We start from the raw sequence: 13,484 nt of genomic DNA on the forward strand, positions 1-13,484 counted from the left end.
TGAAAGCGGCCCGCGACTGCCGCTCACCGCCCTGGCGCAGCGCGCAGCGGGGCCAGCAGATCGCGCAAGCCGTTATGGTCCAGCTCGTACATCAGCGCGAGAAGCTGGCCGATCTCGCCGCGCGGAAACCCCTCGCGGGCGAACCAATGCAGGTAGTTGGCGGGCAGATCGGCGATCACCGTGCCACGGTGCTTGCCAAACGGCATCTCGCGCGTCAGCAGCAACTGCAGGCGCCGCGCATCGCAGCCCGGCACCGCAGGGCCCGCCCCTTCCATCACATTCCCAGTCCGCCGTAGCGGAACGCGATGCCCGTGAGCACGAAGCCCACCGACAGCAGCGTGACGGCCGCCACGTGCCACGCCATCAGCGGCAGCGTGCGTGCGCTCAGCGTGGGAATGACGCGCAACCGCGCATGGGCGGCCACCAACAGCGTGGCGGCCAGCAGCGCGAGCTTGAGCGACACGGCGCGTTCCAGCGGCGCATCAGGGCTGAACCACTGCCCCCAGTCGGGCACGAGTTGCAAGGCCATCCACAGCCCGGTGGCGACCTGGATGAGCAGCGCGGGCATGCCCACGTGTTCGTAGCCCTGCTCGAAGTCCAGCAGCACCTGGGGCGACCGCTGGCGCAGCGCGCGCGGCAACACGGTGAATGCCAGCACCAGATGGCCGCCGGTCCAGACGGTGGCGGCCAGCAGGTGCAATGCAAAGACGTACGGATACATGGCGCCGGTCCTCGGGCGTCAGGCGCGGCGCGCCTGCAGCGGATAGGCCGGGTCGGTGAAGCCCGGCGTCGACGGATGGCCGGGGGCCACCAGGGTGTCGACGAGCGCCTCGTCCTCGGGCGTGACCGCATAGTCGAGCGCCGGCAGGTAGTCCTGCCACTGCGCCAGCGTGCGCGGCCCGGCGATGACGGAGCTGACGCCGCGGTGCGCCAGCACCCAGGCCGTGGCGAACTGCGCAAGCGTGATGCCCCGGGCCTCGGCATGCAGCTTGAGCCGCTGGGCGATCTGGAGCGACTCCTCGCGGAACTCGGTCTCGCCCATGCGCCGGTCGCCGCGCCCGGCACGTGTGCCTTGCTGGGGTGGCTGGCCTGGCAGGTACTTGCCGGTCAACACACCGCGCGCCACGGGGCTGTAGGGCGTCACGCCCAGCCCGTAATGCTGGCAGGCCGGCAGGATCTCCACCTCGGGCATGCGGTTGAGCAGGTTGTAGTACGGCTGGCACACCACGGGGCCGGGCATGCCGATGCGGCGCGCACCGTGCACCAGCTCGGCAATGCGCCAGCCGCGGAAATTGGACACGCCCCAGTAGCGGATCTTGCCCGCTCGCAGCAGCGCATCGATGGCGAACAGCGGCTCCTCCAGGTCCATGCCTTCGTAGTCGCGATGCAGGTAGAGGATGTCCACATGGTCCGTCTGCAGCCGCGTCAGGCTGGCTTCCACCTCGCGCAGCATCCAGGCGCGCGAGTAGCGGCCCTCGTTGGGCCGCTCGGACATCTTGTTGCCCAGCTTGGTGGCCAACACCCAGTCGTGGCGCTGGCCCTGCAGCAGCGTGCCCAGCATGCGCTCGGACGCGCCCTTGGTGTACACGTCGGCCGTGTCCATGTAGTTCACGCCATGCGCACGCGCGTGCGCCACGATGGAAGCGGCCTCGGCCTTATCCGTCTGGTCGCCGAACATCATCGTGCCCAGGCACAGCGTGGACACCTGGAGCTGGCTCTTGCCAAGAAAACGGTATTGCATGGGGCAGCCTTCGCTATATAAATAAGAGCTACCAGCGCCTGATGGACGAGCGCTAGCGGCCAATTTGACGTAAACCTCAGTAATGCGGTGGCAGTTCGTCGCGCAGGCTGCGCACGGTGGCGCCGCCACCTTCGGGCACCTGCTGGCGCAACTGCGCCACGGTGCGCGCCAACTCGTCGATCTGTTGCTGCTGGCGGTAGATGGTCAGGTTGAGCTGGTCCAGCAGGTCTTCGGTGAAGGCGGCCTTGACCTCCAGCGCCTCCACCCGCTCCTGCGTGCGTGCGTCCACCATCGCCATCAACCCTTGAGCGCCTGCCCGAGGCGCGCCACGCCTTCGCGGATCTTGGCCACATCGGCCGTGGCGAACGACAGGCGCAGCGTGGCCGCATCGGGGTTCTGGCTGAAGAACGGCGTGCCGGGCACGAAGGCCACACCCTTGTCGATCGCGCGCTTGGCCAATGCGCCGGCATCACGCTCCTGCCCGCGCGCCCCTGTCAGGCGCACCCACAGGAACAGGCCGCCGCGCGGCTGCACGAACTCCACCGCGTCGCCCAGTTCCGCACGCAGCGCATCGCCCATGGCCTGCGCGCGCTCGGCATACACGGTGCGCACATGGGCCAGCGTCGCGGGCATGGCGCCGCTCTTGAGGTACTGCGCGGCCGTGGCCTGGGCAAAGGTGCTGGTATGTGCATCGCTGAACTGCTTGCACATCACGGCGCGCGCCAACAGCTCGGGCGGTGCGATCAGCCAGCCCACGCGCAGGCCGGGGGACAGCACCTTGCTCAGGCTGCCGCAGTGCGCCAGCCACTCCCGACTGCCCGGCACCTGGGCCGAGAGCGCCAGCAGGCTGGCCGGCGGCGCCTCGCCGAAGTACAGGTCGCCATAGGGGTCGTCCTCCACCACCAGCACCTGGTGCCGCGCGGCCAGTTCCAGCACGCGCTTGCGGCGCTCCAGGCTCAAGGTGGCGCCGCTGGGGTTGCCAAAGGTAGGAATCAGGTAGACGAGCTTGGGGCGGTGCTCGACGATCAGCCGCTCCAGCGCATCGGGCTGCACGCCCTCGCCGTCCACGGGCGCGCTGATCACCTCGGCGCCATAGAGGCGAAAGCACTGGATGGTCGCGAGGAAGGTGGGGCCCTCGACGATCACCTTGTCGCCGGGGTCGATCATGGTCTTGCCGAGCAGGTCCAGCGCCTGCTGGCTGCCCGTGGTGACGATGAGCTGCTCGGGCGCCAGCCCCGCCACGCCCTTGCCTTGCATGAAGGTGGCCAGTTGCTCGCGCAGCGGCTGGTAGCCCTCGGTGGCGCCGTACTGCAGCGCGGCGCCGGGCTCCTCGGCCAGCACGCGCTCGCTGGCGGCGCGGATGCCAGCCACGTCGAACATGGCGCTGTCCGGGAAGCCGCCCGCAAAACTGATGATGCCGGGCTTGCCCAGCAGCTTGAACAGTTCGCGGATGGCGGAGGTTTCAACGTTATTCAGGCGGTCGGCAAAGGCAAGCGGCATGGACGGCAATCGGGTGGATGGGTGAAAGACGGTAGCCCCCATTGTCGCCAATTGCCGCGCAGCTTTCCTGCGGCGCGCCCCACAGCCGGCGACAATCGCCGCCCATGAAGCCCCAGGACATCGAGCCCTTCTTCGCGGCGCTGCAGGCCGCCAACCCGCAGCCCAACACCGAACTGGAATACACCAACGTATTCGAGCTGCTGGCCGCCGTGCTGCTGTCGGCGCAGGCCACCGACGTGGGTGTGAACAAGGCCACGCGCCGGCTGTTTCCGGTCGCCAATACACCGCAGGCCGTTCTGGAGCTGGGCCTGGACGGCCTGGAGGGCTATATCAAGACCATCGGCCTGTACCGCACCAAGGCGAAGAACCTGATGCAGACCTGCCGCATCCTGGTGGAGCAGCACGGCGGCCAGGTGCCGCGCACGCGCGAGGCGCTGCAAGCCCTGCCCGGCGTGGGCCGCAAGACCGCCAACGTGGTGCTGAACGTGGCGTTCGGCCAGCCCACCATGGCGGTGGACACGCACATCTTCCGCGTGGGCAACCGCACCGGCCTGGCGCCCGGCAAGAACCCGTTGGCCGTGGAGATGCAGTTGCTGCAGCGCGTGCCACCGCAGTATCTGGTGGACGCCCACCACTGGTTGATTCTGCTGGGCCGCTACGTGTGCCAGGCACGCAAACCGCGCTGCTGGGAATGCGTGGTCGCACCCTGGTGCGACTACGAGCCGAAGACGCCGGCGCCGTTCAACGCGGGTTGATCAACCTTGCGGGGTGCTGCCGCGGCAGCCGCCGGCATCAGCGCACGCCCTGCGCCACCAGCTCAGCCACCAGCGGCTCTCCCAGGTAGTGCGGGCCGTCGAAGGCCAGCACCTCCCACCCCTTGTAGGCATCGATCTGCGGCAGGAACTCCGCCGCCGTGGCGCTGCGGAACCCGCCTTCTGGCGCGGGGCGAAAAGCCTCGGCAATCATCTGCACGCGCGCCTGCCCCAGACGGTAGGTCAGCACCTGCAAGTACTTCAGCGCAACCTCCGGACTGCGCGCATGCACGCCCACGCCGTCCTGGAAGAACACCCCTACATCGGCCGGCAGCCAGCGCTCGATCCAGTCCGCCAGCGCGTGCGGGCCGAGGTTGGCACTGTCATAGGCGCTGATCCACAGCGGGCGTGGCAACTGCGCCAGGCCCTGGGACCACTCTGGCCCCGGCAGCCAGGTGGGATCCACCTCCAGGGGGAAATACCAGCCACCCAGCTTCAGCGGGAGCCGCTGCACGATGGGCACCAGGGCGTGCGCCTGCTCCACCAGCAGCGCCACCGAGGCACGTGCCTGCGCCTCGCCATGCATGGCCGCCAGGCCCACGATCACCTCCTGGGCCCAGGGCTCGGCGGCGATGCGCTCCCAGTCGGGTAGCTCAGCCGCGATCGGAGGCAGGCCGGTGCCCGGCACAAAAGCCTGTGAATCCACCGCCGTCCATTGCACCAACAGGCGGCGAATGCCCAGTTGCGCCCAGTTGCCCTGGGGGCGCAGCGTGCGCAGGCTGGGCTGCCACACCATGCCGCCGAGGTGGCGCAATGGCGCGCCGGACGACGGCGGCAAAGACACCGCGCACGGCAGCATGGCCGCCATGGCCGCGCGCCGTGTCAGGGTCAGCGCTTGCGCTGGCGGCTGGGTGAGGTCCACGTGTAGCCCATGGCCGTCAGGCCATCCACGATTTCCTTCAGGTGCGTATAACCGCGCCCGTCATACTTCTGCGCCTGGGACTCAACCGCCAGGAAGGGGTGGAAGAAGAACGAGGCAAAGCCGTCACGCACGACCTTCTGGTAGCGCGCGTTTTCCAGCACCTCCTTGGATGTCAGCTCCTCATCCGCCCCGAACTCGAAATACTGCAGGTTGCCCAGGTTCTCCGGCAGCACGCGCAGGCCATAGCGGTCGCGCTCGATGACGAAGGGGAAGAACTGGTCCACCATGTAGTCCCCGGCCTTGAGGTCGGGCTGGTCGGACGTGTAGTACGTGTGCCGCTGGTAGCCCATCTCGTAGATCTGCGCGACGGCCTGCAGGGTGGACGGCGAGCCCACGTAGTGCGGCGTCTCCCACGCCACGGGCATATAGCCCAGGTCCAGCATCTGGCGCAGGCCGTTGTTGATGCGGTTCTTCGCCCAGTCCACGGAATCACCGGGCAGCGGGCGGTCGTTGACGGCGTCCCAGAACTCGTAGTCGATGCCCGTGGCACCCGATGCGTTGTTGATCATGCCCTCGGTCTGGTGCGTGGTGCCGTGCTGCAGGATCTCGCCGCCACGCGCCAGCGCGTAGTCCAGCGCCAGCCGCAGGTTGAGGGCGTTCGCCATGGGAATGTCGGTGGGCACGCCCGCGCTTTGGGCGCCCAGCGGGTCCTTGTAGTGCGGTACCACCCCCACCGAGAAGGGCACCTTGCGCTCAAACGCCAGGTCCACCACCCGCTTGAAGGCGACCGGGTTCACCTTCGCGTCCGCATCCTCGAAACGCATCATCGCCTGGTGGTTCTCGGCATGGTCGATGTCCAGCATGTCGTGCAGCAAGTCCGAGAAGATCACGTACCGGTCGCGCGGACCCGCGTAATCGAAGGGCGTATCGGCCACGAACCAGAAGTTGCCCGACTGCAGCACATAGGGTCCCTGCTCGTTCGATGCCGGGTTGATGATGTCCGCATGCACGAGCGCCTTGGCGCCGTCGGTCACCTGGGTCATGAACATGTCCCACGCGGCGGCAGGCTCCCCGTTGATCGTCTTGACTGCCTTCTGGAACAACAGGCCCGGGTGCTTGCGGTAGTAGACATCGCTGAAAAAGCTCGGCTCCACGCCGGCCGGTGCGTTGTCCTTCGTGCGCGGCCCCACGGGCTGAAAGCCGCGCTGGCTCACGAATGCCGCGCCTTGCTCATCCGCCAGTTGCTGCAGGTTGCGACCCAGCCAGATCACGCGCTGGCTGGCCGCGGCCACGTCCTGCAAGAACGCTGCGGGAATGCTGTCGCTTTCGGCCCAGCCGATATAGAACGTGGCCTGGTAGCCCGCCAGGCTTTGCGCCGCGTATTGCTCCACGGGGCGCATGTCCACCGCCGCATCGAAATGTCCCAGCAGGTTCTGCAGCATGATCGCGTAGCCCGCGCCCATCTTGGCGAAGGGGCTGCCAGGCGGCTGGTCGTAGAGCACCAGCACGCGCGGCCCGGCCGGCTGCGCGCGCACGGGCGCCGGCATCGAGGCGATGGGGTCGCGCCGGACGGGGTCGTTGGTGCCAAACGGCGATAGCGGCACGCTCGGCGCGCTGTAAAACGGATCACTTCCGCCACCACACGCGTGCAGCGCGAGGGCGCCCAGTACCACAAGGGTGTATCGCAACAGTCGGTTCATGGTCTCCTCCCGCGGCAGCCAAGGTTGAACAAAACGAATAGCAGCTCGCGCTCTTCCATCAAAGGTTTCATGCATAAAACACCTTGAAACCGTTTTGGATCAAGCGCTCCTAGCTATATTTATTGAAGCAAAATAAAAACTATCGATCGCTGACGTCAGAAGACCAGCGCAGCGCGCAGGAACACGCCCTTGCCCCGCTCGTCGCCCGCAAGGCGCGCGCGGTACTGCAGCGACAGGTCCAGGTACGAACGCGGCGCGTTGTAGCGGTCCTCGCGGAACCAGCGGCGCAGCGCGATGCCCACGCCCGCACCCGCGGCGCCGTTGTAGCCCGCGGCCGTGCGTGCGGAGTTGTAGTCCACACCCACCACCGCGTGCGGGAACAGCACCAGGCGCGAGTCCGCATCCCCCATGCGGAAGCTGCGCCCGGCCTGCGCCTCGAAGGTCACGTAGTCCTGCTTGCGCTGCAGGAACCGCCCCGCCTCGGCATAGACGTTGAACGTGAACCAGTCCGGAACGTCCACGCGCAGGTCGGTGCCCACGCCGTAGGAATAACCGGCGCGCAGCAGCCAGTCGCTGAAGGACAACGAGCCGATGCGGATGCGCCGCTCGGCGGACAACACGAGGTTGTGGTCGCGCAAAGGCTTGGCGCGCACGCCCAGCGCGCCTTGCGTGGTGTCGCTGCCGCTCGTGCCGCCGTGGCGGCTGTAGACCGTCTGCACTACGCCGCCATAGATTTCCCAGAAGCTGCCGTCGCGATAGCCCTGCGGGCGCCAATAGGCCTCACCCACCAGTTGGGCGGCATCCCGGTACAGCCCGGGCACAGGCGAGATGGAGCCGGGAGACATGCCCCGGTAACCCAGCAACGCATTGATGCCCCAGGTGCGGGTGCGGTCCGCCAGCTCGCGCCGGGTGGCGAACTGCTGGCGGGGCGTCTGCTCCAGCCGTCCGGCTTCCACCGCATCGATGGTCTGCTGCAGGTAGTAGATGGCGCGGTCGTTCTCGGCCAGGCGGCTCGCGGTGTAGGCGCCGTCGGGTAACGCGGCGGCCGGCAGCGCGTCGTTGGCGTGCGCGCGGTCGAACACGGCCAGCGCGGTGCGGTCGTCGCCCACCCGGGCAGCGAGGTAGGCCAGATCGGGGTCTGCGCTGCCCGCGAAATCCGGCCCCGCCATCGCGTGTGCGAACTGCTGCACGGCCTCGTCGCGCCGGCCTTCCTGCAGCAGCAGGTTGATTTCACTCGACAGGGACAGGCCACCTGCCTGCAAGGCCGCGCGCGCATCGGCAGAGGCCTGCTCGCGCCGCCCCAGGTCGTGGTACACCCGGCTGCGCAGGGCAAGCACCTCTGCCCCGTCGGCGCGCGACTGCAGGGTGTCGTCAGCCTCGCGCAGAGCCTGCTCCACCTGGCCCGCGGCCACCAAGGCCTGCAGCCGCAACAGGCGGTACGGCAAATGCGCAGGCTGCAGCCGCGCGGCTTCCTCGGCCTTGGCCGCGGCCAGTCCATAGTCGCGCTCGGTATAGGCGCGGAACGCCTCCTGCGCCACGGCACGCGCGGGGTCCGGCGCGTCCTGCCCGGGCCACACTTCGCAGCCGGGCGCCTGGGCGCTGCCAAAGCAATTGACAACCGGCAAGCGCAGGGAGAACGTCTGCAGGGATGCGGCCGAGATCGGCCGGCGCGTGGCGGCCCGTATCTCGGCCTCTCGCCCCGACACATCCACGGCGCCGCCTTGCGCCAGCGGCTGCAGCAGGGCTTTAGCGCGTTCGGGCTGGCGCGCCGCGAGCGCCGCATCGGCGGCGATCACCCGGTAGTTCTGCTGCTCGTGCGGCGCAAGATCCGGCCTGCCGATCACACCGTCGAAAACCCGCGCCGCATCGTCCGTCTGCCCCTGCGCCTGCAACGCCGCGCCGCGCAGAACCTGCAATGCTGCACCATCGCCCTGGGCCAGGCCCTGCTCGGCCAACTGCTGCGCCTGCGCATGGCGGCCCGCGGCCAACAGCAGGCCTACCCACTGCAGGCGATACGCCGGCACACCCGGGGCTTGTTCCGCTGCCGCCTGTGCATGGGCAAGGGCATCGCTGGCGCGGCCCTGCCGTTGCGCTTGCGATGCGGCTTCGAACTGCGCATAGGCGTGGCGCTGCCGCGCGGTGTCGCCCAACGCCTGCCATTGCGTATCGCCTTGCGGGGCGAAAGTCAGTTCCGCTTCCCGTGCCTTGGTCTGTGCCTCCTCGTACAACCCGTTCTCGATCAGCAGGTAGGTCAGCAGGCGCTGGTAGTCGGCATTGGCAGGGGCGGCCTGCGCGGCCTCGCGCGCCCACGCCAGGGCGGCGGGCAACTCTGCACGCTCCACCGCTTCGTAGGCACGGCTGGCAGCGGCATAGCCCGGGGCGCCGTCGGCCCGCCGAGGCCGTGGCACCTGCGCCATGCGTCGCTGCGCACGCACCGCAGGCGCAGGCTTGGCAAGCTGATCGGGCGGCGCCGCAATGGCCGGAGCCGCCGCAGGCGTGCCGTGTTCCGACGCGGGTTCGGGCGCAGTCGCGTAAGGCGCAGCGGCGAGCACTGGCGCGGCGGGTGCCGCCTCGGGCTGCGCGACGACCGTGGCGCTTTCCTGCACGGGTGCGGGTGGGGGCTGCAATTCGCGCAGTGCCTGGGCGATGCGCTCATCGCCCGGATGGCGTGACCTCTGGGCCCGCAGCAACGCCGCGGCACGCGCGGGCTGGCCAAAACGCTGATACGCCTGGGCCAGGTGCAGCGCAATCGCGGTGTTCTCTGGGACGAGCCGGTGGGCATGCTCCAGCTCGGCAATCGCGCGCGTGCCGTCGCCGCGGGCCATCGCCTCGAAGGCCTTGTCGATGTGGGGATAGACCTGGAATCGCTTCAGCGGACTGATGTCGGGGCCCAGGTCCAGGGTCTGCGCCGGGGCGCCCGTGGAGGCCAGCATGACGGCGAGGGCAAGAATGCGGGGGGCGAAATTCATAATGACGGCCTTCTCAAGCAATGGCCCGGACGGTGGGCTGCGCATTGGCGCGGCACAGCAGTTGCTCCATGGTGACCTGCAGCTGCTGCTGCAGCTGCAGCGCCTCCTGCACGGCCGACTCCGTCAGAACGCCATGCTCCACGAGGAAGGCGCCCAGGCTGGCATCGGACTTCTCCTTTTGCAGCAGCAGGGCACCCAGCACCGCCTGGTCAATCTTGCCCACGGCCAGAAGCACGTCGCCCAGCAGCAACTGGCGCGAGAGATAGCGGGGCCAGATGCCCCGCGCCTCTTCGGCGGTAACGCGCTGCTGCTGCACGGCCTGCGCCAGCAGGTCGCGTGCGGGTTCTGTGCCGTGGTGTGCATACAGGCGCCGCAGTTCCACGGTGACCTCGCCCTTGGGCACGATGACGTAGCGCACGGTACGTCCCAGCTTGCGCTCGATGGCGGCCAGCGACACCGGGTCGATCGCCGCCTCGCTGGCCACCACCAGGACCCGCCCCTGCTCGCGCAGCGGCACGACGCTATAGCGCAGCGCCACGGCCGCTGGCACCAGTGCCGCCAGGTCGCTGTCCACGGCCTGCCCTCCCAGGGTTTCCCATGGCACGCCGGCCTGCTCGGCAACCGCCGCAGCCAACTGCTGGGGCGTGATGACGTCACGGTGCACAAGCGCTGCGCCCAGACGCAGCCCGCGCACGGGATGCTCCAGCGCATCAAGCAGTTGCGCTTCGGTCAGGGCGCCTTGGTGGACCAGGATCTGCCCCAGTGCGCGATGCTGACGCGGCCCTTCGCCCAAGAGGGGAAACTCGTGGTCCGTCTTGACCCAGGCCATGCGCCGCAGGTCCTTGGCACGCCATGCCTGGGCCAGCGCCCGCCAGGCGGCAAGGAAGTTGATGAAGTTGCCCCACAGCAGCCGAGGCACCGACAGCAATCCCTGCACCACGCCGTAGTAGCTGGTGACGAAGAACACGCGCTGCACGATGCGGTTGAACATGAGCACCAGGTTGGCCAAGAGCAGCGCATGGAACCACCAGTCGCCCTCGAAGACCGAGAGGAACCGGTAGGCATCCGGCACCAGACGCTGGTAGAGCCAGATGCCGATCAGCTGCATGGCCAGCAGCGTGGCCGTGAAGCTGGCGAAATTGGTGATGATTCCCTTGCTTGCGGTCGCGCCAGAGGAAGTAGTTCAGCACGGCACTGTGCGTCCAGCGCAGCGTACGAAAACCCTGGATGACGATGCCCGTGATCCAGCGGGACTTCTGCCGGACGGCGGCGGCCACGGTGTCAGGGAAGAATTCGCGCACGGAGATGACGCTGGCCTCGCGTTCGCTGCGCAGGGGCACACGTTCTGGCGAGGGCGCGCGACCAATGTGATCGTCCTCCTCGACGGGAAAGCGCACGAACACCTCCTGCATGCCCAGCTGCTTGAGGCGAAAGCCGATGTCGTAGTCCTCGGTCAGGCTCTGCGTGTCAAAGGCAATGCCATCGCCCTGTTGCAGCAGGGCCATGATGGCGCGACGGCTGAAGCACGTCCCCACGCCCGCGCTTGGCACCTGGCCCACCAGGGCCTCGCGCACCACGATGTCCTTGCCGTGCAGCTCCGCAAACTCGTCAAGGTAGTGCCCGCCGGTGAAGTCGTTCCAGGGCCGCTCCAGCGGGTACACGGGCAGCTGGATGAGGTCCTTGCGGTTGACCAGGTAGTTGAACAGCCGCAGCTCCAGCTTGGAGAGCACGTCCTCGGCGTCGTGCAGGATGAAGCCGGCAAAGCGCACGCCAGAACGCTTCTCGAACTGCAGGATGGCGTCCACCACATTGTTCAGGCAGTCGGCCTTGCTGGTCGGTCCGGGACGCGCGCAGACCACCGTGTGCACGTTGGGGAAGCGTGCACGCACCTGCTCCACGTCGGCATGCGTTTGCGGGTCGTTGGGATAAGTGCCGATGAAGATGTGGTAGTTCTCGTAGTCCAGCGTGGTGGCGGCCAGTTGCGCCATCTGGCCAATCACGCCGTGCTCCTGCCAGGCGGGCACCATGATGGCCAGCGGCTTCTCCTCGGCGTCGTAGAGCGTCTTGTAGTTCAGCGGCGCGTGGCGTGCGTACACCGTGAAGGCGCGCCAGACGCGGCGGACCCAGTAGGCGATATCGATGAACAGGTCATCCAGGCTGCTGATGAAGATGACGACAGCCACCCCGATCGCCACCATCTTGAGCAGGTAGAGATAGGCGGTAAAAACATCTATCCAGGACAGGGTGCGGCTCCTCTAGACACTCAGGGCCGCAACCGCGGGCGCAGCCGCATGTGCGGGCGCGGGCGCGGGCGCGGGCGCGGGCGCCAGCATCTGCTCCAGCCGTGCCACGATGCGCTGGGACGCCTGGCCATCCCCAAAGGGGTTGGCTGCGGCCTGCATGCGGCCGTAGGCCTCTCCGTCGTCCATCAGATGGCGCACGGAGCGCACGATCAACTGGCGGTCGGCCCCGACCAACGCGGCGCAGCCCGCATCGATGACCTCCGGCCGCTCGGTTTCTTCACGCAGTACCAGCAGCGGCACCTTGAAGGTCGGCGCCTCTTCCTGCAGACCACCCGAGTCCGTGAGCAGCAGCCAGGCATCGGCGATCGCCTGCTGCATGGCCAGGTAGTCCAGCGGCGCCGTCAGGCGCACATTGGGCAGCGCGCCCAGGTGCCGGTGCACGGGGTCGCGTACCACGGCCCAGTGCGTGATAGGACAGCTTCTGGTTGCACAGCCCCGTCGAATTCCTCATGCGCCCATCCTGAAGATGGCAAGTGCCGGCAAGACACTTAGCGCATCGCTCCGTCCACCCCGGCCGCTTGAAAACTCGCCATCTCGCGCAGCACGCGGCATGCCGACTCCAGCAACGGCCAAGCCAGAGCGGCACCTGAGCCTTCTCCCAAGCGCAGCCCCAGGTCCAGCAGCGGCTGCGCCTGCAAAGCCTGCAGCATGTGGCCATGGCCCCGTTCGCCGGAGCGATGGGCAAACACACAGCGCTGCAGCACGGCAGGCGCCAGGCGCACGGCCACCAGCACAGCCGCGCAGGTGATGAAGCCGTCGACCACGATCACACGACGCTCGGCGGCGGCCTGCAGCACGGCGCCGGTGAGCGTGGCGACTTCAAAACCACCCAGGGCGGCCAGGGCCTCCAAGGGCTGCGTAGCACCGGCGTTGGCCGCCAGCGCCTGCTCCAGCACGGCCTGCTTGCGCGCGATGCCTGCCGCATCCAGTCCCGTACCGGCACCCGTGCACTCGGTCAGCGGCACACCTGCCAGACGCGCCAACAGCAGCGACGCCACGGACGTGTTGCCGATGCCCATCTCGCCCAGCAGCAGCGCGTTGCCGGGCATGGCGCGCACGATATCCATGCCGTTGCGCAGCGCCTGGGCGCACTGCGCCTCGGTCATCGCAGGGCCGACGCTCGCGTCCTGCGTGCCCGCCGCCACGCGGCAGTGCACCAGGCGGGGCGCACCGGGAACGGCGTGGCGCGCGGGTACTTCGCGCGCCACGCCGCAGTCGGCCACGGTGAGCTGAAGGCCGTGCTGGCGCGCCAGCACGCTCACGGCTGCGCCGCCTGCCAGAAAGTTCTCGACCATCTGCCAGGTCACGTCGCTCGGGTAGGCCGATACGCCCTTGGCCGCCAGGCCATGGTCGCCCGCGCACACCAGCATCTGCGGCGCCTGCAGCATGGGTGATTCGGTACCTTGGATCTGGCCCAGACGGAGGGCGAGTTGCTCCAGGCGCCCCAACGCACCCAGTGGTTTGGTCTTGTTGTCCAGCTTGTGCTGCAGGGCTTGGGTCAACGGCCGATCGGTGAGGTCAGCAATGAAAGGCAGGTCGATGATCATGGCGTGTTTCGATTGTCAAAAAAGGTCCAGCGCGGCCCCGACTCACGGGG

13 protein-coding genes are annotated in these 13,484 nt (G+C 68.3%); 1 reads left to right on the plus strand and 12 read right to left on the minus strand.

The window, feature by feature from the left end; all coding sequences use genetic code 11:
• Positions 1 to 23: 23 nt before the first annotated feature.
• The 5 genes from HND92_RS13870 to HND92_RS13890 form a co-directional block, all read right to left on the minus strand.
• Positions 24 to 275, minus strand: coding sequence for a DUF3820 family protein (locus HND92_RS13870; RefSeq protein ID WP_015913885.1), 252 nt, complete (start codon positions 273 to 275; stop codon positions 24 to 26).
• On the minus strand, positions 275 to 721 hold the full coding sequence (locus tag HND92_RS13875; RefSeq protein WP_123675951.1) for a CopD family protein: 447 nt from the start codon (positions 719 to 721) through the stop codon (positions 275 to 277). Before HND92_RS13875 ends, HND92_RS13870 begins: the two co-directional genes overlap by 1 nt.
• An 18-nt stretch (positions 722 to 739) precedes the next feature.
• On the minus strand, positions 740 to 1,741 hold the full coding sequence (locus tag HND92_RS13880) for an aldo/keto reductase (protein WP_172207824.1): 1,002 nt from the start codon (positions 1,739 to 1,741) through the stop codon (positions 740 to 742).
• A gap of 76 nt (positions 1,742 to 1,817) precedes the next feature.
• Positions 1,818 to 2,033, minus strand: a complete 216-nt coding sequence (locus HND92_RS13885; RefSeq protein WP_011806292.1) for a SlyX family protein — start codon at positions 2,031 to 2,033, stop codon at positions 1,818 to 1,820.
• A 5-nt stretch (positions 2,034 to 2,038) separates the two neighbouring features.
• Positions 2,039 to 3,241 (minus strand): PLP-dependent aminotransferase family protein, encoded by a 1,203-nt coding sequence (locus HND92_RS13890; RefSeq protein WP_041836073.1) that lies wholly within the window; start codon positions 3,239 to 3,241, stop codon positions 2,039 to 2,041.
• Positions 3,242 to 3,345: 104 nt separating this feature from the next.
• Between HND92_RS13890 and nth the strand changes: the two genes are divergently transcribed.
• The gene (nth, locus tag HND92_RS13895) at positions 3,346 to 3,996 is read left to right on the plus strand and encodes an endonuclease III (RefSeq protein WP_047349476.1); all 651 of its coding nucleotides are present in this window, start codon (positions 3,346 to 3,348) and stop codon (positions 3,994 to 3,996) included.
• A 37-nt stretch (positions 3,997 to 4,033) separates the two neighbouring features.
• Here the strand turns inward: nth and HND92_RS13900 are convergent, their stop codons facing one another.
• The 7 genes from HND92_RS13900 to cobT form a co-directional block, all read right to left on the minus strand.
• Positions 4,034 to 4,915 carry a hypothetical protein gene (locus tag HND92_RS13900; RefSeq protein ID WP_371814783.1) on the minus strand — a complete coding sequence of 294 codons (882 nt, stop codon included), beginning with the start codon at positions 4,913 to 4,915 and terminating at the stop codon, positions 4,034 to 4,036.
• Entirely contained in the window at positions 4,882 to 6,615 is a 1,734-nt protein-coding gene (locus HND92_RS13905; RefSeq protein WP_172207826.1) for a DUF2334 domain-containing protein, read from the minus strand. The genes HND92_RS13900 and HND92_RS13905 overlap by 34 nt, the downstream gene beginning before the upstream one ends.
• Before the next feature lie 155 nt (positions 6,616 to 6,770).
• Positions 6,771 to 9,584: a tetratricopeptide repeat protein gene (locus tag HND92_RS13910; RefSeq protein ID WP_172207829.1), complete on the minus strand. Its 2,814-nt coding sequence runs from the start codon at positions 9,582 to 9,584 to the stop codon at positions 6,771 to 6,773.
• Positions 9,585 to 9,597: 13 nt separating this feature from the next.
• Positions 9,598 to 10,413 (minus strand): hypothetical protein, encoded by an 816-nt coding sequence (locus HND92_RS19390; protein ID WP_253940035.1) that lies wholly within the window; start codon positions 10,411 to 10,413, stop codon positions 9,598 to 9,600.
• Positions 10,295 to 11,782, minus strand: a complete 1,488-nt coding sequence (locus HND92_RS19395; RefSeq protein WP_253940036.1) for a glycosyltransferase family 2 protein — start codon at positions 11,780 to 11,782, stop codon at positions 10,295 to 10,297. The genes HND92_RS19390 and HND92_RS19395 overlap by 119 nt, the downstream gene beginning before the upstream one ends.
• A gap of 57 nt (positions 11,783 to 11,839) precedes the next feature.
• Complete coding sequence (locus HND92_RS13920) at positions 11,840 to 12,283, minus strand: UDP-N-acetylglucosamine 2-epimerase (protein WP_305792971.1); 444 nt, start codon at positions 12,281 to 12,283, stop codon at positions 11,840 to 11,842.
• A 92-nt stretch (positions 12,284 to 12,375) separates the two neighbouring features.
• On the minus strand, positions 12,376 to 13,434 hold the full coding sequence (cobT, locus tag HND92_RS13925; RefSeq protein WP_172207832.1) for a nicotinate-nucleotide--dimethylbenzimidazole phosphoribosyltransferase: 1,059 nt from the start codon (positions 13,432 to 13,434) through the stop codon (positions 12,376 to 12,378).
• Positions 13,435 to 13,484 lie beyond the last annotated feature (50 nt).

Origin of the sequence: Diaphorobacter sp. JS3050, from assembly GCF_013154915.1 — a bacterium.
Lineage (GTDB): Bacteria > Pseudomonadota > Gammaproteobacteria > Burkholderiales > Burkholderiaceae_C > Diaphorobacter > Diaphorobacter nitroreducens.